Below are 20,078 nucleotides of genomic sequence, written 5' to 3' on the forward strand. Positions count from 1 at the left end.
ACCCAACCGCATCGACAATGAACGATCACACGCGCGGGGCCGGAACGCCCGACATCAGCCGTGAACGATCGAGGCTAAAGGTCGTAGGCAGAGTCGCGGCCTCTCATCGTGCCGGAACCTCTGTTGGCAGTTCACGAGACGCGAGCACGGAAGTGTAAGCGTCGATGTTCATGGCTGAGACCGTGCCGATCTGTTGGAGCCGAGCAAGGAGCCGCATCGCAAAGAAGGCTAGGCCGACCTCGGCGTCCGCAGTGACGAGGCCGGGATCTGCCGTGGTGTTTTCGGGCAGCTCGAACGCGCCGTGTTCGAGGCCGCAGCCCAGATCGATGCGCTCGTCCTCGGTGAGATCATCCAAGCCTCTACGCAGGGCGCGGCCGAAGGGTGGATTCCAGTCGCTCCGGCAGGCCAGCAGGCCGCCGAGGATTCGCGGCGGCGGCTTCGGATTGTTGACGGTGCCGCCTGCGTGCACGATGGGTGCGGTGGTGCGATGCAGCCGGCGGACGCTGGCCAACTTTTCCCCGGCCTCACGTAGATATTCGCGGTTGAGTTCCTGCTTGGCTTCGAAGACGGCGTAGACGCTCTCTGCGGGCAGGAAGAGGGCACCGCCCATCTCCCGGAACAATGGGGTGAAGTGCCGGTCGAATACGACGACGTCGAGTTGGAGGCTTTGATGGCCGCAGCTGTCGACGACGAAGGCTTTGTCAACGGCGTATCGCCTCGGCAGAAAGTCGCGAAGCATCGTGATCCATTCGGCTTCGCTGCCGTCACCGATGGTTGGCATGTGACCGACGAGCTCCGGTGCGGCCTCCATGACGGCCCGAAGGCGTTTCGACTTCGCGGCGAAGGCGGAGCGCAGATTAAATGGCCGGTTGTCGTCGGATTCGGCGCTCAAGAAGACTCCCTTGTCGTAAGGGCCGTGGCTTCGGCTTCCAGGCTGGCTGCCGGGTCCTCGGTGATCGCCACCTCAGCCTCGTCGATCTGGACGGGGTTGATGGCGGCCACGGGCCAAATGTCTTGGCGGATCGCAGCGCGGCCGTGGACATGCGAGAGCCCTTGGGCTGGGTCGGCTAGAACGACGAGTGCTACAGGCCCTTGGGTGAGGCGGGCGATGGCTGCGAGGGCGCGCAGGTCGGTCCGGCTCGGGCCGATATCAGCGGGATGGGTGTGCCATTCGCCGACGTATCCCACCACGGGCGGGGCATCGCCGCGTCCGATGGCCATTCGCGCTTGTGCTTGGCGGTAGCGCCGCAGGTAGCCGCGCCGGCTGCTCTGCGGATCTGCGACCGTGACCGTACGGGTCACCACAATGAGGCGCGGTGTGCGGAAGCCGAGCAGAATGCCGCCGGTTTCGTTCGGAAGCGCCGCCATCCCGTCGGCGATCGTCGCGTCGAGTGCTTGCCGGGTGATGAGGATTTCAACCTTGTCCGCAGTCACTGATCCCGCCCTTCGGCGAGGGCACGTTGTTCGCCAGGCGTGGCGACACCGGGATTCAGCAGCAGGCCGATGGCGTGGCGGACGGCAAGGGCGGCGGCCTCCCACACCGCCGCCGGTGGTGTCTGGCTGATGGGGCTGCCACACCCGGTTTCGTAGACGTCGCTGCGGGGTGGCGGCAGTTGCGGGAGTGGCAGCGGCTGCTCGCCGTCACGGACGGGAGTGTGGTCGACTCGGATGGCGTAGCGACGAGCAGGGTGAGAGCGTCGGCAACGGATCGCAGCCGCTCATCTCGCCACTGCAGGGCACCGAACTTGGGACGTGTCTTGCGCAGCGCTTCCGCGACTGCACGGGCCTTCGGCAACCCGATCGCATCGCCATCAAGAAGGTGGCGTGTGGTGTTGCCCGGCAGAAGGAGGTCACTGTCGATCAGCACCAGTTCCCCGACGCCGCTGCGATGTAGCAGGTCAGCGACTACGGACCCGATAGCGCCGACGCCGACGACGGCGACTCGTTTGCTGCCGAGTTCCTCCGTTCGGGGATGTGCGCGGATGGTTCGCGTGGCGAGGTCGTCGGGAGCCGTCTTCAAAGACTTCAAGGTCACCTTGTCCTCCCTGTTGGCGGCGAGGGCGAGTCCCAGTACTCCTCGAACGTCGCGGTGACGGTAGATCAGCATCACCCTTCGCAGGCCTTCGTCATAGGCGCGGGTCAGAGCACGGGCACCGTCAGCGCCAACTGCGTCGCAGAGATCGTCCCAGTCCCGGATCGGGCCGTCCAGCTCCTTGGCTGCCAGTATCAGCACAGTGTCGGGTGGCCAGATTCGGTGGCCGCTGGCGCGGCCCTGCCGGCGAGGCGCCGCTACTGGGCCGACGCGAAGTACGCCGTGCCGTTTCCGGTGCAGCTGAAGCACTGTGCCCTCGTGTCCGGCCAAATTGCCGTACAGGATGAGGGCTCGTTCCTCCGAGGGGGGCAGGTACCGGTCGAGGTCCAACGCTGGTACGTCTTCGCTCCACCCTGCCGCATCCTGGGCCAGCCAGGCACGGGCTTGGTCCAGCAACTGCTCGCCGCCGGCCCAGGGGATTCGGGTGTGATCTGCTTGTATGAAGAGGCACATCGCGCCGTCGAGGTCGCGGTGCCAGCCGTTGCTGGCCTCGTAATAGTTGTCGGTGAACGTTCGCCCTGTTACCTGCTCAGCCCAGCCACGGCTCAGCGGCATGACCTTCGGTGCGGTGAAGGGAAAGGCGTCCTCAAGAACGATCTCGACCAGCGTCGTTCGCGTCGACCCGTTGTCTCGATTGGCTGGCCGGAACGTCAAACCACCGCGCCAGCGGTCCTTTGGGCCGCCAACACGCCGGAAGCCGGCGTGGGCCAGCACGTCGAGGAGCGCATCGCGAGCGACGGCCCTGCCGATACGCAGCGCTTCCGCCGCGTCGCTTCCTTCGACGGTGGTCATCCGAACCGGCGGTTACCTGCTGGGACGGTACGGTCTCCAGCGGTCACGGACGTGAACCGCTGGGCGGTGCCGTCAGCGTTGCAGTCCGCAGGCATCGGGAACACGTAGTCCGTGTCCCCTTGGTCATCGACGGCCTTGCCGAGTAGATCACGGAAGGTCTTCGCAGCAGCGCAGCGATTCTCGCTGGCCAAAGCCTCCTCGGCTCGACCAGCAGCGTCCAGAAACGCATTGGCGAGGTCGCGTCTGTCCTCGTCCTCAGCCCGGACGACCACCTTTTCGCCTGGGATCGTCGGATCATCGAGCCCGAGGCCGAGTACGAACGCGTCGTGCAGGACGTTGCCGGTCTCCCGTAGTGCGCTGGCGTAGTAGTCAGCCTGCGTCGGCCCCTCAACCAGGCCGGTGCGGAAGGCGTGCAGGGCGGCAATCTCGACGGTGAGCCCACCGGGCTTGCGCTTACCCATCAGGCTTCGGCGCGTCTGCCGCAGCAGCTTGACAGTCGGCACGTAGAAACCGTCGAAGTTGTCCTCGTTGTTCAACTCACTGGTGAGACCTGTCAGCTCGTGAGGGTTCGTCGCCTGCCAGCCCTGCGGATCGTCACCGTCTTCGCGCTTCGGCAGCTGCCAGGCCTCGACGCCGGTAGGCGAAGTCCACGGCCGCGCCGGGACGGCGTCTACGTACAAACCACCGTATTCCGGGAAACTCACCTGCAGGCTACGCGCCTGCCGGTGTACCCGTGTCTTGCCGTCCACTGACGGGAACACCCTTCTCAGTACACGCTCGAACTCGCCCAGCAGCGTGCTCGGTAAGACGTCACTACCGACATCCGTCAGCCGGCCGAAGACGTCGACGTCCTTGATTCGCCTGATGCTGACGTGCCGCTTGTAGCTACCGATCAGCAGCCGCTGGAAACCCCAACCTGCGATCACGGAATCGGCGGCGAGCGCGTCACTCACCTCTGCGTGAGCCAGCGGCGCGTTCGTCTTGTCGGCCTCCGTCGGCTCAATGTTCCTCAGTGCGTCGTCGAACTGCGTCACCAACGCCGGCATCGCCTGATCTCCTCCACGTACCTACCTCACTTCTCAAGAGTGAGTGGCTGGCTGTGCGCCTTCCCGTAGGCGGAGCCGCAGGGATGCCTGGCGTGGCATCCTCCGTCCTCCTGCTCACCGGCAAGCGACAGTAGCGGGAGGGTCTGACAAGAACTGCGGGGAAGAACCGCATCCGCCCGTCCCGCGTTCATCGATCTTGTTGTGAAGTAGCTTGCGCAGGTGGGCCAGACCCAGCGGTCAGGCCCACCCGCTGTCAACACGCTCAGGCCAAAGGATGGGCTTCGTTGGTCAGGGCAGCTAGAGCGGCGGCGACCTCCTGGAGGCTCGCCCGAACGTACGTACTGGTGGTGCCAACATCGCTACCGCTGTCGGAGTGCCCGGCGTACGCGCGAGCCACGGCGTAGCCGAAGTTCCGCTCGACCCACGTCAGCGTCGTGTGCCGCAGCCAGTGCGTGCTGATCTGCTGGACGTAGACCCACGGTAGGTGCTCACCGATGCGCACCCACAGGTGGTCGTAGCGTCGGTAGGTGATCGGCTGCCCATTGCGGTAACGCAGCAGCTGGCCCGTTCCCACCGCCTGGCGTTCCTCGGCATGCTGCTGCAGATGTCTCATCAGCGTCGGTGACACCGGCTGCCACCGCACCGTGTCGCCCTTCTCCCGCAGCAGGATGAGGCACTGGTCCGGGTCCAGGTCGACCGGGCGCAGGGCCAACGCACCGCCCCGACGGCACGCCGTCTCGGTGTGCAGCCGCAGCAGCAGGCTGTCCAGCGCCGGATCGTCGCCCGTGCTGGCGGCGACGGCGTTGATCTCCGCCAACCTGTTGTCGGCCACCGCCCGTCTGGTGCTGGGCAGGCGCCGCGGCTTGGCCACCTTGAGGGCCGGGTTGTCCGCAGCGGCGACGTACCCGTCGGCAACGGCCCGCTTGTACAGGCACCGCAGTGCCGCAATCAGATGCTCCGCCGCACTGCGTCCGCCACGCGCGTTACGCCGGGCCACCACATGCGTCTTGGTGTACTCGGCGAGCTGCTCAATCTCCGACGGCGTCGGCTCATCAAGCCGCCGCTGCCCCCACTGCTCCAGGACTCGCTTCCAGTACGAGCCGTACGCTCGCCGCGTACCGTCGCTGACCGCTGCCGCTACCACCGGCACGTACTCGGCGAACGTCGGCGCGGGTGGACGGTCCGACGCCGCCTCAACGAGGTCAGCCGGCGAGATCCCCATCCGCGCCAGCAACAACCGCGCGGCGTCGAGTTCCGCCCGGCCAACGGTGGTGTCACTCATGCCTGACCACCGCCCAGCAGGTCTGCGTGAACCGCCACGACCATCGCATCCAGGGCGGCGGGAGGATGCACCACCAGCAGGCCGTCAGCCGGGTTGGCGGCCAGGAGCACGCGGTCACCGGCGGTCAGCCCGCACCAGTGCCGGACAGCCGCCGGCAGGTGGAGATGGCCTTGTCCGGTGACGGTGAAGACGCCCTGCCGGTCCAGCCGGACGACGATGACGCCGGAGGCCTCGCGGATGTGCAGCCGCGTGCCCGGCCCCCAATCAAGGGTCCGGATGACCGTACGGTCGGCGATTCGACCGCTGTTATCGATGGCAGCCAGCCCGTACACCAACGTGTTGGCGCGCGGCGTCGGTAGTACCGGCAGGGGCAATGGCGGGCGACGGACGCCTCCACCACGTGGCCGATGCGGGCTCTGCTCCCGGTCCGACAGCCTCACGGGAGGGATGACGGGAGCCACGGAACGATCAGCCACGACAACCGCCCCCGATCGAGACAGGCTCGGTCGAGGGCGTCGCTGAGATGAGATTTGCGTGGTCAAGCGTGCTTGACCACCAGTACGCGAAACACAGCATGGATGCTGCAATTTGGTGTCCGAGGGGGGACTTGAACCCCCACGCCCTATACGGGCACTAGCACCTCAAGCTAGCGCGTCTGCCATTCCGCCACCCGGACCTGCTCGTTCAGCCTACCTTGCCACCCCGGATGATCTTTCATCGGAGGCCAGCACGGCGGGCCGCACGGGGAGTTACTGTACACGGCGCTCGTGGATCATGCACATCGCGTACCAGCGGCTTCCTCCCGGCCTTCTCGACGCTGGTCAGATCGGTTCGCCAACGGTCAACAAAGCCGTGTCGGAGGCGCGTCCGGGTAGCGTCGGCGGCTCTGTGCCGGCAGCATTGCCACGTGTCCCATCCCTCTCCCCTGGCTGCCGTCCAACGTCGGGCTCTCGCCCTGCGCACCGCGGGCGACCTCATCTCGGCCCGGCAGTTGCTCGCGGAGGTCGTCGAGTCCGCCCGTCCGCCGTACGGCACGGATCACCCCGAGATGCTGCACACGGCGCACCTGCTTGCCCGTTTGCACCGCGAGTCGGACGACCCGCTCGCCGCCCGCCGGGTCCTGGAGGAGGCGTTCGCGGCGGGTGAGCGACGCTGGGATCATGGCGAGCCGACGATGCTCGCGCTGGCCCTGGAGCTGGCCGAGGTCGCCGAGGAGTTGGGCAACCGGCACGAGGCCCGCCGTAACTACACCCGTGTCGCCACCGCGGGGCCCGCCGTGCTCGGGGAGCACCACCCGGCGGTACGCGCCGCCCGCCACTACCTCGGCGCGGCCAGCCCCAGCACCGGCGGTCCGGCCCATCCCGTCTCGGCCCCGCCCAGCCCTGACCCGGTCCGGCCGCACGTCACACCGCCGACGCCCACCTCGGCACCGACCCCGACCACGACGCCGACGTACACCCCGGCCCCGGCAAGCGTCGTCGACTCCGGCGCCCGCACGGCGTTGTCCGGCCCGACGCTCTCGCTGGCGACCCTGGCCGCTATGCGCCCGGCGGCCGACGGCTCTCCACCACCCACGTCGGCCTGGGCGCCCGTGCCGCCGACGCCTCCGCAGGATCCTCCGACGGTACGCACGCCCGCCGCCCCTGCACCGCCAACCGTCAGTGAGGATCAGCCAGCGCCGGCTTCCTCTGCCCGACCCGCCCCGCCCGAATCCGACACCCGGCCCGCGCCGACGGCTGCCGCACCGGTCCCACCGCCGCGTACGCCTTCCACACCCGCAGTGCCTTCCCCGCCGCCGACGCCAACCCTGTCCCCCGCTACCTCGAATCCTGCGGCGTCAGCCGTGGCTGTCCCGCCCAGCCCCACGCACCCGGCGCCGCCACGCCAGCGGTCCGCACAGCAGCAACTGCCACCGGCGACGCCCCCTGCCGAGGATCAGCCGCAACAGCAGCCGACGGCCGTACCGCCGCGCCAGCGGTCCGGGAACCAGCCGACCCACCCTGACGCCGAAACGCCGACGGCACGGCTGCCGGCCGCGCCACCTCCTCCGCCGCCGCCGCCGGTCACCCCGCGATGGGACAACCCGACGATTCAGGTACGCCAGATCGAACCGCTCCTGGCCGAGGAGGCAGCCCGGGTGGCAGCCTCCCGCTCTGGTGGGTCCGGTAGCGCCGTCGGCAGTTCGGGGCCGGACCCGGCGGGCAGCGGCTCGGCGGTCAGCAGCGCGATGGACGGGTCCGCCGTGAGCCAGGCGGTTCCCGCCATGCCTCCTCGACCCGTCTCGGCACCTGCCGCAGATTCCCGCTCGGTCTCCAGCCCGCCCGACCACACGAACCCCACGTCCGCACCACCAGCGCACGCCCGCCCGGTGTCCGGTCCGCCGGGGCACGCCTACCCGGTGTCCGGTCCGCCCGGACACCAGCCCGTGTCCACGCCACCCGGGTACACCCACCCGACGTCCGGACCACCTGGACACACCCACCTCGTGTCCGGGCCACCGGTCAGCGCGCAGCCGTGGGGGCTTGGTGCCTCGGCCTGGAACAGCAGCGCGCCGCCGCAACCAACGCCCGTCAGCGCGCCGCCCGCTGCGGACCCGGACGCGACAGTGGTTCGCGGCGAGATCACGTCGGGCGCCAGGCACCAGGACAGGTACGGGCCTGAGCCGGGCAGCGCCTCCGCGCCGACGGAGGTCTTCCCGACAGTCCAGCCGGCGACCGGGGCCGGGGCGTTGTCGCCGCACCCCGTCCCGTCGCCTCGCCGCGAGGCGGCGACGCCGGCCTGGGCGCCGCGCTCCGATGCAGGCCCGACCTCCGACCAACAGGCACACCAGCGGGGGTACGCGCACCAGCCGTACCCGCCGGCACCGGCTCCCCACGCGGTGCCGGGCCAGTACCCGACCCGCCAGCCGTACCCGGGCGAGCAGTACCACCAGGGCCAGCGGTATTCCCAGCCGTACGCCCAGGATGGCGGCACGTGGGGACGTCACCGCGGGGCGCTGATCGCCGCGGCGGTAGCGGTCGGGGTGGCCGCGGTCGGGCTTGGCGTCGTGCTGCTGAACCGCGACGATGCGCCGCCGCCTTCCGGGGCCGCTACGACGACGGCGGCTCCGACGGCGGCCGGGCCTGCACCGGGTGATCTGAAGCTGCGGGACGACTCGGCCACGATCACGCTGACCTGGACGGATCCGTCGGGAGGCGCGGTGCCGTTCATGGTGGCCGGCGGTCGGACAGGGCAGGCGCTGGGGGTGCTGGCCACTGTGGATCCGGGTCGGACTAGCTACACGGTAAGCGGTCTCAGGTCGCGAGTGGACTACTGCTTCACGGTGCTGGCTGTCTACTCCACTGACAGCTTTGCGACTTCCGGGCAGGTATGCACCGAGCGGGACCGGTCCACCCCGCCTACCTGAGCGGCACCCGCATCCGCGCCGTGGGGCGTGGCGGGGTCGGAACAGCCGCGATCGCAGCCGTCGTCAGGCTGAGCTGGGCGTCCACAACGCACACGCTCGGTATCCACAGGGGTGACGGTGCGGGTTCCCCCGCCAGCGGCCGGGCCATATGATGGCACCCGGCTCTGGGGAGGGGTCGCCGCGAGGCGGACGCCACCTGCCATGACTCAGGAGAGGCAGCCGGCTGTGGCCAGCATCGACGACGCCGAGCAGACCGACGCCCCCCGTTCCCGCTCCCGTCTGCGGGGTGGGCTGGTGACTGTCGGCACGGTGACCGCGCTGCTGGCCGCCATGGGGCTGACCGTCCTCGGGTTGGGTGCGGCGGACAACGCGGTGGCCAACTATGACGCGAGTTCCTGGCTGTGGAGCGCGGCGCGCAGCGAGCTGGCCCGCGTCAACGGGGTGACGGCCCGGGTGGATACGCGTACCGAGCTTCCTGGTGCCCGTCGGCATCCGATGCAGGTCACCCAGACCGATCGGCTGTTGATCCTGCGTGATCTTCAGACCGGGCAGGTCAGCTCACTGGATCTGGCCACCCTGCAACTCACCGCGACCACACCGACCACCCCTGGCCTGGGTGTGAGCGTCGCCCTGCACGAGGACGCGGCGTTCATCGTCGACGCGGTGCAGGGTGTCGTGCGTCAGCTCGACCCACGGTCGTTGAGCCCTGTCGGTGAGCCGGTGCGGTATCCCCCGGGCATCACCGGCGGCGCGTTCGACGGTAAGGGTCGGCTCTGGATCGCGGTGCCCAGCGAGGGCACCGTCTCGGCTGTCACCGCCGCGAAGCTGCCGTCGGCGCCGGCTTCGGCCGCGCCCGCCAACGGCGGGCTCAGCCCGGAGCGGGTCGAGACGTACGACGTGGCCGAGGCCAGTCACGAGCTCGTGGTCTCCACCCTGGACGACGGGGTTGCGGTGCTGGACCGTACGGCAGGGCGGCTGGTGCGGGTGCAGCGCGGTGAGGTCCGGCGGACGCCGTTGACGCTGCCCGGTCCGGCGGCGCTGCCGGCGCGCACCTCGGGGCCGCGCGTGCCGGTGACGGTGCCCGCGGAGCGGCGGGTGCTCGTGGTGGGTGACGCCGGTGCGGAGCAGTCGTTCACGGTGCCGGGCGGCGGCGACCGGCTGAGCCCGGCGGTGGCCTGGGCGGACCGGTTCTACTGCGCGGACGAGGCCACCGGCACGATCTACTCGTTCGACGCGGGCGGTCAACTGGTCGGCACCGTGCAGGGCAAGACGCCCGGGCCGCTGGAGCTTGAGGTGCGGGAGAACCACCTCTTCATCAACTCGCCCGACTCGGCGACCGCCCGGGTGGTGGACGACAAGCACCAGATGCGCGAGGTCGACAAGTACGCCAACGACGTGCTGGGTGGTGACCCTCCGCCGGCTCCCCCGCCGCCGCCTCCGCCGAAGAAGCCGCAGGTGGGCAAGCCGAGCGCGCCGCGCAGCGTCACCGCCGCCGCCGGCAACGCCCAGGTCCGGGTGAGCTGGCGGCCGGCCGCCGCGAACGGCGCCGAGATCATCAGGTACGTGGTGGAGGGCGCCGGTCAGCGCCTCCAGGTGGGTGCCAACCAGCGTTCGGTGGAGGTCAAGGGCCTGACCAACGGCGAGACGTACCGGTTCGCGGTGCATGCCGTGAACGCCAAGGGCAACGGTCCGGCGCGAAACAGCAACCCGGTGACGCCGACGGCCGCGGTGCCCGACCCGCCGGCGAGCGTCACCGCGCAGGAGCGGCCGGACGGCACGGTGCTGGTCAAGTGGCCGGCCGCGAACGGGCAGGGCAACAAGATCGCCAAGTACGCGGTGACGGCCAGTTCGGCGGGGACGAACGCGCCGGCCGGTGAGTCGACGAAGACGGAACTGGTGGTGCCCGCCGGGGATCTGGAGTTCGGCACGCAGTACGCGTTCACCGTGGTGGCGGTGAACGACAAGGGTGCCGGCTCGGCGGCGTCGCCGGTGAGCAACACAGTGGTGCCGTACGCGGCGCCCGGCCGGCCGCTGGACCTGCGCGCTGCAACTGTCGCCGACCAGCCGGGTGCGGTAACTGTGCAGTGGTCGCCGGCGGACGCGAACGGCCGCGCGGTGACGAAGTACCTGGTGGACGTCGGCGGCAAGACCCGCGAGGTGACCGAAACCCGCGCGACGGTCACCGGTCTGGGCGACGGTCAGAACGTCGCGGTGAAGGTGAAGGCCGTCAACGAAGCGGGTCCTGGCCCGGAGGCGACGGCCACGGCCCGGACTGTCGCAGTGCCCCGGGTCACGGTGACCGGCTCGTCGGCGACCGCCACGTCGGCGACTGTGACGTTCACAGTGGACGCTGGCGGTGGGAAGGCCACCTGCTCGGTGAGTACGCCGGGTGAGCCGGCCAAGACGGGCGCGTGTTCCAGCATCACGATGTCGGGGTTGACGCCGGGTACGGCGTACACGTTCACGGTGACCGCGAGCAACGCGGCAGGCAAGAACACCGCGACGAGGGCGCAGCGGACCGACGCGCTGTACGGCATCGCGACCTGCCGCAACGGCGCCTCCGGGCCGGAGTCGACCTACTGCGACAAGGACGTCGACGGCCGCAACGGAAATGAGATCTTCTCGGTTCCCCGGCAGGACAACGACAAGCAGGTGGGCTGGGCGAAGCCGGGCAAGCGACTCCAGGCGTACTGCAAGAAGTCCGGCGAAGAGGTGTACGCCTACATCTACAACAACGACAAGCGCAGCACCTGGTGGGTGCAGGTTGACTACGAGGGGAAGAACTACATTCCCTGGGCCTGGCTCAACCTTGAGGGCGGCGACAACATCAACGTCCTGCCCACCTGCTAGACCTGCCATGCAAGGAGCACAGCGACCGTGAACACCCACGAGCCGCTCACCCAGCCGGAGGTGCAGGGTTTCGCCGCCCTGGCCGCCCGGCTGGCCGAGAACGTCAACGCGGTGGTGCTCGGCAAGCCGCAGGTCGTCCGGCTGGCGTTGACAGCGCTGTTCGCCCAGGGCCATGTGCTCCTGGAGGACGTACCTGGAGTCGGCAAGACGACGCTGGCGCGGGCCATCGCCGCGACGGTGAAGGGCGAGTGGCGGCGGATCCAGTTCACCCCCGACCTGCTCCCCTCGGACGTGTCCGGTGTGACGATCTTCAACCAGGCGAGCAGGGACTTCGAGTTCCATCCGGGGCCGGTCTTCGCCAACATCGTCATCGCCGACGAGATCAACCGGGCGTCGCCGAAGACCCAGTCGGCGCTGCTTGAGGTGATGGAGGAACGCACCGTCACCGTGGACGGTGTGCGGCATCCGGTGCCGGCGCCCTTCCTGGTGGTGGCCACCCAGAACCCGGTGGAGATGGACGGCACCTACCGGCTGCCGGAGGCGCAACTGGACCGGTTCCTGGTGAAGCTATCCGTCGGATACCCCGACGAGGCGGTCGAGGTGGAGGTGCTGCGCGGTGCGACAGTACGCTCCCCCGAGGCACTCGCCCCGGTCACCGACACCGCCACCGTCGGGGAGATGGTCCGGATGGCCCGACGGGTGCACATCGCGGAGCCGCTCTACGCGTACGCGGTCCGGCTTGCCGCCGCCACCCGCACCCATCCGCAGGTACGCGTCGGGGTGAGCCCCCGGGGCGTGATCGCGTTGACGCGCGCGGCGTGCGCGTACGCGCTCATCGACGGTCGAGGGTGGATCATGCCGGAGGACCTGAAGACGCTCGCCGAGCCGGTGTTCGCGCACCGGCTGCTGCTCACCCCGGACGCCCAGGTACGCGGGATGACCGCCCCGGAGGTGCTGCGCCAGGCCATCGCCTCGGTGCCGGTGCCGCTGCCGTCGGGGCAGCCCGCCCCGGTGCAGGGCTGACCGGCAGCAGCGTCATGGGGATCACCGCCCGCGGGGTCGGGCTGCTCGTCGCCGCCGTCGTCCTGCTCGGCGTGGGCTTCCGGTTCGCGTACCCCGAGTTGACGGTGTTGGGCGCGGCAGCCGGCGCGGCCGTCGGCTACGCGGCGCTGACAGCGGCCTGGCGGCCCCGGCTGCTGGTGACCCGCCGGGCCGATCCGGACCGGGTGGCGCGCGGCGAGCCGGCCAGCATGACGTTGACCGTCCGCAACGGTGGGCGACTGCGTTCGGCGAACCTGCTGGCCGAGGACCGGTGCGGCGACCGGTCGGTGCCGGTGCCGCTGCTGCGGTTGCGACCCGGGCGGGACACCGAGGTCCGCTACGACGTGCCGACGCACCGCCGTGGGGTGGTGCCGGTGGGGCCGCTGCGGGTCACCAGGCGCGACCCGCTGGGGTTGGTGGCGTTGGCCCGCCCGTACGGCGAGACGACGCCGGTCTGGGTGCACCCTCGGATCCACCCGCTGACGGCGGTGCCCACCGGCGCGGGGCGCAGCCTCGACGGCCGGGTGGACGGGGTGCCACACGGGTCGATCACGTTCAACTCGTTGCGGGAGTACGTGGTCGGTGACGAGTTGCGGCGGGTGCACTGGCGCACCAGCGCCCGGGTCGGCGAGCTGATGGTCCGCGAGAACGTCGACACCAGCCTGCCCCGCCTTGTCGTACTCCTGGACAACCGCGCAGTGGCGCACCCGGATCGGGTGGACGGGGTGGCCGAGTCGTTCGAGGCGGCGTGCGAGGCGGCGGCGTCGCTCGTCACGGCGGCGCTTCACGCGGACCTGCCGGTGCTGCTGCTCCTGGTCGGCCCGGAGACGGACGGCACGGAGTCGATCAGCCGGGAGGCGACCGGCCCGGAGACGGTCGAGCCGCGCAGGTCAGCTGGGCCGCTGGACCGGCTCGCCGCCGCCGAGTTGTCCGGCGACGGCGACGCGCTGCGGGCGACAACCACCCGACTGCGCCAGGACCGGCTCGGCGACACGTTGATCTTCCTGACCGGTCCGGCCGGTCGGGGCGAGCTGGGGCATGTCGGGGCGCTGCGCGGCGCGTACCCGTCGGTGGTGGTGGGGGTTTTCGGCGCGGCCGAGCCGACGCCGGCGGGCGCTACGGGCCTTGTGGTGATCGACGCGGCGGACGGCGCGGGGTTCGCCGCCGAGTGGGACGGGGTGCGCCGGTGGTGACGGACGTCGGCCGGCAGCGGCAGAGCGGCCCGAGCATCGGCGGCCCGGCCTCGCCGCCGGACGGCTCGGCATCCCGGGGCGTCGGCACTGTCGTGCGGGCGCTGCGGGCGGCCGTCGTGCCGTTGGCGCTGATCGGGCTCACGGCGCTCGCCGGGCTGGTGCTCGGCCGGGTCTACGCGGGTGATCTGCTGACCTGGCTTGTCGTCGGCGCGGCGGCGGGATCGGTGCTGGTGAGCGTTGCCGCTCGGCGGCTGCCGTCCTGGCTCGTCGCGCCGGTGTCGGTGGCCGCGATGGCCGGTTGGACGCTCTGGTCGCTGCGGCTGGCCGCCGCCCACGCCGACCTGCCCGGCGACCTGTTGACGGTGAGCGCGGACGCGGCGCGCAACGGCATCCCCCGGCTGCTCACCGCGATGATTCCGGTGGAGCCCACCCCGGACACGGTGCTGGTCCCGGTGGTGGCGGCCTGGCTGGCCGGCCTTGCCGGCGCGGAGGTGGCCTTGCGCACCGGCCGTGTGCTGCTGGGTTACCTGCCTGCGGCGGGCCTCTACGCCGCCGCCCTCTACGTGGTCGGTCCGAACGCCGAGCCGGCGATCGGCGCGACGCTCGCGTTCGTCGCTGTCGCGGCGGTCGGCCTGGCAGCACCGTCGGGCCCGCCGCCGGCCGCCGGCGATCCGGTAGCAGGCCTTCCCCGAGGGGTACGCGCAGCGGTGCGGCTCCGGTTGACGGCCACGGCTGCGCTCGGTGTGGCGCTTGTGGTCGGGCTTGTCGCCCTGCTCAGCCCGATGATCGCCGGGCAGGTCGACGGGCGGCCAGTGGATCCGCGCCGGTACGTGGAGCCTCCGCAGGTGGAGACCCTCGACGAGAACCCCCTGATCCGGATCTCCGGTTGGGCGCTGCACCCGGAGCAGAAGCTCCTCGACGTGAGCACGGTCCGCGACGGCACGCCGCCCGGCGGCAGCTTGCCGAACCCGGACGGCACCGCACCGGATGGCGACGCCGACGAGGCAGCTGGCGGCCCGGACGCCTCCGGCGGCAGCGTGCGGATCCGGTTGGCGGTGCTCAGCGACTACGACGGGGTGACGTGGCGGGTCGGCGCGACGTACCGCAACGCGGGCCGGATCCTGCCGGCCACGGCACCGGCGCGGGACAGCACTGTGGAGACCATCCGACAGGACATCACAGTCGCCGAGCTGAGCGGCGGGTTGCTGCCGGCCGTGGCGACGCCCCGGGAGGTAAGCGGCGCGCGGGTGGCGTACGACCCGGAGACCGGGACGCTGATCCGGCCGGAAGGGCTGACGCCGGGGTTGCGGTACACGGTGACGTCGGCCCGGGAACGCCCGGACAACAACCTGCTGGCGACCGCGAACGTGCCGGCCGGCGAGGAGGTGGCCCGGGTGCTGCGGGTCGCCGACGGAGCACCCGACCCACTGCGGCGGCTGGCCACGCAGCTCGCCGAGGACAACGGCGCCCCGTACGCGCGGGCCACGGCGATCGAGCAGTTCCTCGCCGAGCACTATCGGGTGGCGGCGGACGCGCCGAGCGGTCACGCGTACCCGAATCTGGGTTTCTTTCTTTTCGGACCGCGCAACGGCGGCGGGCAGGAGGGCACCTCGGAGCAGTTCGCTGCGGCGTTCGCGGTGCTCGGGCGGCTCTGCGGGCTGCCGACCCGGGTGGTGGTGGGCTTCGAGTCCAGCGGGCAGGGGCCGGTACGGGCAGGCGACGCGTACGCCTGGCCGGAGGTGCTGTTCGACGGTCTGGGATGGGTGTCGTTCGACCCGCTGCCCCGCCCGGACAACGAGCCGAGACCAGTGGAGGAGGATTTCCGTCCGACGCCGGATGACCCGCCCCCCTCGGAGGCGCCGGCGCCCACTGTCGAGCCGACCGCGTCGCCGGAGCCGGTGAACGCCGCCGAAGGGCCGGACGGGTCCGGCGTGTCCACCCCGGTGCTTGTCGCCGGTGGCAGCGGTAACCTGCTGCTACTGGTCGGTGCCGTGTTGCTCGCCCTGTTGGCGATGCGCCGCTCGCTGACCCGCGCCCGGCTCGGCAGGGGTGACCCCGGTGAGCGCATCGCCGGCGCCTGGCGGGAGGTCACCGACGCGCTTCAGCTGGCCGGGCGGCCGGTCGGCGACGACCTGGCGGCGACCGAGGTGGCCGGGCGGGCCCGGCAGGCGCTGCTCGACGCCCGCGTCGACCGGTCCGACGGGAGTGTTCCCGGGGTCGACGACCTGGCCGCCCTGCTCAACCAGGTGGCTTTCGCGCCCGGTGCCGCCACCGCCGCCCAGGCCGATCGTGCCGGTGCGGTGGTCACCGCCTACGTGGACGGGTTGCGGGCCGCCCGCCCCTGGTGGCGACGGCTGCTCTGGTCCATCCATCCCGGCCCGCTGCGCCGCCGCTGACCGGCCTGTCAGCGGCCAGAAATCCGGCACGATGTTGCCCGCCAAGCCGCCCCAGGCCCGGCCGAGCCAGACCAAGCGGGGCCGAGCCGAACGGGGCCGAGCCGAACGGGGCCGAGCCGGGCGGGGCCGGGCGGGGCCGAGCCGAGCGGGGCCGGGCGGGGCCGGGCCGAGCGGGGCCGGGCCGCGCCCGGCAGGTGTGAGCAGGCCCGGCCGTGCCAGGTCAGGCGGTCAGGCGGCGGACGAGCTTGCGGAGGCCGGCCTGCCAGCCGTCCGGGTCCTCGGCGCGGCGGCGCGCGTAGTCGGCGACCTCCGGGTGCGGCAGGATCAGGAACCGCTCCTCGGCGAGCCCGGCGATTGCCGCGTCGGCGACCTGGTCGGGGGTGAGGACCGCGCCGGACGCCTCGATCACGCGGGCGCCCAGGTGGCCCTCGCGGATGCCGTCGGCGAGCATCGGGGTGTCCACGCCCTGCGGGCAGAGGGCGCTGACCCGGATGCCCCGATCCCGGTAGGTGATGGACAGCCACTCGGCGAAGCCCACCGAGGCGTGCTTCGTGGCGGTGTACGCGGCGTCGCCGACTGCGGTCAGCACTCCCGCCGCCGAGCAGGTGTGCAGCAGGTGCCCGCCGCCCCGGGCGAGCATCCCGGGCAGCACGGCGCGTGCCGAGTAGACGTGGGCGAGGACGTTCACCCGCCACGCCCGGTCCCAGCCGGCGTCGTCGACCTCCACTCCCCCGCCGGTGGTCACGCCCGCGTTGGCGCAGAACAGGTCGATGCGGCCGAAGCGTCGTTCGGTGTCGTCGACCACGGCGCGGACCTGCTCCTCGTCGGTGACGTCGAGGCCTGCGGCGTGGGCGACCGGGCCGATGCTCTCGGCCACCGCTCGGGCGGCGTCGGCGTCCAGGTCGGCGATGACGACGGCCGCGGCGCCCTCGGCGGCGAACCGGCGGGACAGCGCGGCTCCGATGCCCCCGGCGCCGCCGGTGACGACAACGATCCGGTCGGTGAGGTTCACGCGGACGCTCCCGAGGGCTCGGTGCCCAGTTGGGCGATGAGGGTGGTCAACGCGGCGGCACCCCCGGCGGTCACCTCGGGCGTGGGCAGCAGGGCGATGATTGGTACTTCCACTCCGGCGTCGGCGTAGCGGCGCACCTGGGCGCGGCAGTGCTCGGGTGAGCCGTGCAGCACCAGCGCGTCGACCACCTCGTCGGGCACCGCCGCGCTGGCCCCGCGCCGGTCACCGGCGGCCCACGCGTCCCACATCGGCGCCAGCGTCTTGTCGCGGCCGAGCCAGCGGTGGAACTCGGCGTACGCGGGGACCGTGAGATAGCTGGTGATCAGCCGCCGGCCGAGCGTACGGGCGTAGGTGGCGTCGTCGGTGGGGCAGACGAAGATGCGGGCGGCGACCTCGAAGCCGGGGCGGCGTTCGCCCAGCTCGGCGAGGGCGCGGGGCACGTCGTCGGCGCTGAGCCAGTTGAGGATGACTCCGTCGGCCTCGGCGCCGGCCAGCCGGAGCATCCCGGGGCGCAGCGCGGCGAGCACGATGGGCGGCGGTACGGCCGGCGGCCGTTCGAGGGTGAACCGGCGCACTGTGAAGGTGTCGTAGACCTCGTCGACGGTTTCCCCGCGCAGTGCGGCGCGCAGGAAACGCAGGACGTCGCGGGTACGCCGGAACGGCTCGTCGAACCGCACCGCGTTCCAGTCCCGCACGAGCACCGGCGAGGACGCGCCGATGCCGAGCGAGAACCGGCCCGGTGCGGCCTCGGCGAGCGCCGAGGCGCTCATCGCGAGCAGCCCGGGGCCCCGGGTGAAGACCGGGGTGATCGCGGTGCCCAGCCGCAGGCGGGGCTGCCAGGCCGCCGCGAGCGCCAGCGGGGTGAACGCGTCGGCGCCGGCGACCTCGGAGGACCAGACGTCTGTGAATCCGGCGCGGTCGAGCGTCGCGTAGACGGCCGCGTGGTCGGCAAGCGGAACTCCGCTCAACGGCACTGTCATGCCCCATCGATTCGTCACCGATCGATCGTGCCCGCTGACCGGGCCCGCGAGCAAGATCCCCGTCCTGGGCAGAATCGCCGGTCCCGCCTGCGCGGCGGTCGCGTCGGGCGCCCTGGTCGCGGCATCCGCGCGGGCCGATGTGCTGTCGGCAGGGCAGGCTAATCTCGGCTGGTGACCTTCTCCCTCGTCGCCCGCTCCGCCGACGGCCGCCTGCACGGCGTGGTCGTGGCCAGCAAGTTCCTGGCGGCCGGGGCGCTCGTGCCGGCCGCGGAGGCCGAGATCGGCGCGCTTGCCACCCAGGCGCACGTCAATCTCGCCTACCGGCCGCAGGGGTTGGCCCTGCTGCGCACCGGGGTTGCCGCCGCAGACGTGGTGGCCGGTCTGGTCGCCGCCGACGGCGACCGCGCGCACCGCCAGCTCGGTGTGGTGGGGGCCACCGGTCCGGGCGCGACCTGGACGGGCCCGGCCTGTCATCCGTGGGCCGGCGGCCGCACCGGCGACGGCTGGGCCGCGCAGGGCAACATCCTCGCCGGTCCGGAGGTCGTCGACGCGTTGGCCGACGCGTGGCTCGCCGGGTCGGCGCTGCCGTTCGCCGATCGGCTCGTGGCCGCGCTGCGCGCCGGTGACGAGGCCGGCGGTGATCGGCGCGGCCGGCAGAGCGCCGGTCTGCTCGTGGTCGAGCGCGGCGGTGGGTACGCCGGCACCAGCGACGTGCTTGTCGACCTGCGGGTGGACGACCATCCGGACCCGGTGACCGAGCTGGAGAGGCTGCTCGCCGTGCACACACTGCTGTTCAGCAGGCCCGACCCGGCGACCCTGCTCGACCTGAGCGGCGCGGTCGCCGAAGAGGTGGCGACGCTGCTCGCCGCGCTGGGTCATCAGGTGGCCGCCGAAGACCCGGAGGAGGCGTTGTTCTCCTGGGCCGCTCTGGAAAACCTGGAGGAGCGGCTGGTGCCGGGGCGCATCGACCCGGTGGTGCTGACGCACCTGCGCAGCGTCGCACCGCACGTGCCCGCGCCCCGACAGGCGAGCTGACCCCCGGCCGGCTCAGCCCTTGACGCGGGGCACCAGCCGGTGCACGACGGTGAGCACCAGCGCCATGACCACCGCCATCGTGCCGGCGATGCCTGCGGCGCTGCCCGCGTACGCGACGAAGAGGGGTCGGCGGCTCAGCTCGGTCGGCCAGGTGTCGCGAAGGCCAACCAGCCACGCCAGGGCGAGCCCGCAGACGATAAGCGCCAGCACGCCGGCCACGCCGAGCACCGCGCTGGCGACCCGGTGCGCGTCGCCGGGGGCGACCTCGGCCTGCTCCCGCTGGGTGATCAGCAGCACCAGCCCGGCCAGCGCAGCCCAGACACCCACCACCAGGTACGCGGCGACGGCGTCACTGGGTCGGTGCCATCCGGCCGAAAGGGTGGCGACCCCGGCGGCAGCGGCGTAGGCCGCGCCGATGAACGCGCCGGCGGCCCGTACCTTCCGGGGCAGGACGAGCATCAGCGCGACCGCCACCGAGGCTGCCACTGCGGTGTGCCCACTGGGGAGGCTGTTGCCCACCCCGGCGCGCTCCGGGTCGACGCCGTAGTCCGGGCGGGCCAGCCCGTACTTGAGCAGTTGGGTGGAGACGTTCGCGCCGGCGATGAGCAGGGTTGCGGTGACGGCAAGGGCGATGCGGCCCCGGATGAGCGCGATGAAGCCGATCATCGCGGTGGCGGCAAGCAGGGACACCACCGACATCGCGTTGAGGAGTCGGTCCACTGGACCGTCGATGCGATCCTGACCGATCTGGTTACCGGTGAGGGCGACAGTGTCGACCCACTGGCCGATCCCGGTGTGTACGGCCACCCGCCAGACGGCGAGGAAGGCGGCCGCCTGAACGAGGGCCAGTACGACCAACCAGACCGCGGTCCAACCCCTTGCCGTCGCGCGCATCCGCACACCGTAGCGGCAGGAGCGGGCCGGTCGGCTGGTGGCCCACCGCCTGTCGACGG

Annotated in this window: 15 protein-coding genes and 1 tRNA gene; 6 read left to right on the top strand and 10 right to left on the bottom strand. The window is 71.7% G+C overall.

Annotated features, from left to right (window positions below; genetic code table 11):
- Positions 1-103 precede the first annotated feature (103 nt).
- The 7 genes from ACLQ23_RS25150 to ACLQ23_RS25180 form a co-directional block, all read right to left on the bottom strand.
- Positions 104-892, bottom strand: a complete 789-nt coding sequence (locus ACLQ23_RS25150; RefSeq protein ID WP_355598393.1) for a DUF6602 domain-containing protein — start codon at positions 890-892, stop codon at positions 104-106.
- On the bottom strand, positions 889-1,434 hold the full coding sequence (locus ACLQ23_RS25155; RefSeq protein ID WP_355598395.1) for a Mov34/MPN/PAD-1 family protein: 546 nt from the start codon (positions 1,432-1,434) through the stop codon (positions 889-891). The genes ACLQ23_RS25150 and ACLQ23_RS25155 overlap by 4 nt, the downstream gene beginning before the upstream one ends.
- A 55-nt stretch (positions 1,435-1,489) precedes the next feature.
- Positions 1,490-2,884 carry a ThiF family adenylyltransferase gene (locus tag ACLQ23_RS25160; RefSeq protein ID WP_355598397.1) on the bottom strand — a complete coding sequence of 465 codons (1,395 nt, stop codon included), beginning with the start codon at positions 2,882-2,884 and terminating at the stop codon, positions 1,490-1,492.
- Positions 2,881-3,930 carry an SMODS domain-containing nucleotidyltransferase gene (locus tag ACLQ23_RS25165; protein WP_355598399.1) on the bottom strand — a complete coding sequence of 350 codons (1,050 nt, stop codon included), beginning with the start codon at positions 3,928-3,930 and terminating at the stop codon, positions 2,881-2,883. The genes ACLQ23_RS25160 and ACLQ23_RS25165 overlap by 4 nt, the downstream gene beginning before the upstream one ends.
- Before the next feature lie 262 nt (positions 3,931-4,192).
- Positions 4,193-5,212 (bottom strand): tyrosine-type recombinase/integrase, encoded by a 1,020-nt coding sequence (locus tag ACLQ23_RS25170; RefSeq protein ID WP_355598401.1) that lies wholly within the window; start codon positions 5,210-5,212, stop codon positions 4,193-4,195.
- Positions 5,209-5,544 (bottom strand): AbrB/MazE/SpoVT family DNA-binding domain-containing protein, encoded by a 336-nt coding sequence (locus ACLQ23_RS25175; protein ID WP_355598437.1) that lies wholly within the window; start codon positions 5,542-5,544, stop codon positions 5,209-5,211. The genes ACLQ23_RS25170 and ACLQ23_RS25175 overlap by 4 nt, the downstream gene beginning before the upstream one ends.
- A gap of 257 nt (positions 5,545-5,801) precedes the next feature.
- Positions 5,802-5,888, bottom strand: a tRNA-Leu gene (locus ACLQ23_RS25180).
- Positions 5,889-6,119: 231 nt separating this feature from the next.
- Between ACLQ23_RS25180 and ACLQ23_RS25185 the strand changes: the two genes are divergently transcribed.
- The 5 genes from ACLQ23_RS25185 to ACLQ23_RS25205 all read left to right on the top strand — a co-directional run bounded on the left by ACLQ23_RS25185 (position 6,120) and on the right by ACLQ23_RS25205 (position 16,098).
- A complete protein-coding gene (locus ACLQ23_RS25185) occupies positions 6,120-8,618 on the top strand; it encodes a tetratricopeptide repeat protein (protein WP_425881202.1) in 2,499 nt (832 codons plus the stop codon).
- 225 nt (positions 8,619-8,843) lie between these two features.
- Positions 8,844-11,468: a fibronectin type III domain-containing protein gene (locus ACLQ23_RS25190; protein WP_425881203.1), complete on the top strand. Its 2,625-nt coding sequence runs from the start codon at positions 8,844-8,846 to the stop codon at positions 11,466-11,468.
- Between the two features lie 27 nt (positions 11,469-11,495).
- Positions 11,496-12,491 carry an AAA family ATPase gene (locus tag ACLQ23_RS25195; protein ID WP_355594116.1) on the top strand — a complete coding sequence of 332 codons (996 nt, stop codon included), beginning with the start codon at positions 11,496-11,498 and terminating at the stop codon, positions 12,489-12,491.
- Positions 12,492-12,505: 14 nt separating this feature from the next.
- Entirely contained in the window at positions 12,506-13,702 is a 1,197-nt protein-coding gene (locus ACLQ23_RS25200) for a DUF58 domain-containing protein (protein ID WP_355631549.1), read from the top strand.
- Positions 13,678-16,098 (top strand): DUF3488 and transglutaminase-like domain-containing protein, encoded by a 2,421-nt coding sequence (locus tag ACLQ23_RS25205; RefSeq protein ID WP_425881204.1) that lies wholly within the window; start codon positions 13,678-13,680, stop codon positions 16,096-16,098. Before ACLQ23_RS25200 ends, ACLQ23_RS25205 begins: the two co-directional genes overlap by 25 nt.
- 220 nt (positions 16,099-16,318) lie before the next feature.
- Here the strand turns inward: ACLQ23_RS25205 and ACLQ23_RS25210 are convergent, their stop codons facing one another.
- Together ACLQ23_RS25210 and ACLQ23_RS25215 are read right to left on the bottom strand one after the other, a co-directional pair.
- Entirely contained in the window at positions 16,319-17,110 is a 792-nt protein-coding gene (locus ACLQ23_RS25210) for an SDR family oxidoreductase (RefSeq protein WP_355631551.1), read from the bottom strand.
- Positions 17,107-18,090 carry an LLM class F420-dependent oxidoreductase gene (locus tag ACLQ23_RS25215; RefSeq protein WP_355631562.1) on the bottom strand — a complete coding sequence of 328 codons (984 nt, stop codon included), beginning with the start codon at positions 18,088-18,090 and terminating at the stop codon, positions 17,107-17,109. The genes ACLQ23_RS25210 and ACLQ23_RS25215 overlap by 4 nt, the downstream gene beginning before the upstream one ends.
- Positions 18,091-18,261: 171 nt before the next feature.
- Between ACLQ23_RS25215 and ACLQ23_RS25220 the strand changes: the two genes are divergently transcribed.
- Positions 18,262-19,125, top strand: coding sequence for a DUF1028 domain-containing protein (locus ACLQ23_RS25220; protein ID WP_355631554.1), 864 nt, complete (start codon positions 18,262-18,264; stop codon positions 19,123-19,125).
- A 12-nt stretch (positions 19,126-19,137) separates the two neighbouring features.
- Here the strand turns inward: ACLQ23_RS25220 and ACLQ23_RS25225 are convergent, their stop codons facing one another.
- Positions 19,138-20,025 (bottom strand): phosphatase PAP2 family protein, encoded by an 888-nt coding sequence (locus tag ACLQ23_RS25225; RefSeq protein ID WP_355594104.1) that lies wholly within the window; start codon positions 20,023-20,025, stop codon positions 19,138-19,140.
- Positions 20,026-20,078: the final 53 nt, after the last annotated feature.

The sequence above is a fragment of the Micromonospora sp. DT41 genome (assembly GCF_049841715.1).
GTDB classification, from domain to species: Bacteria; Actinomycetota; Actinomycetes; order Mycobacteriales; family Micromonosporaceae; genus Micromonospora; species Micromonospora profundi.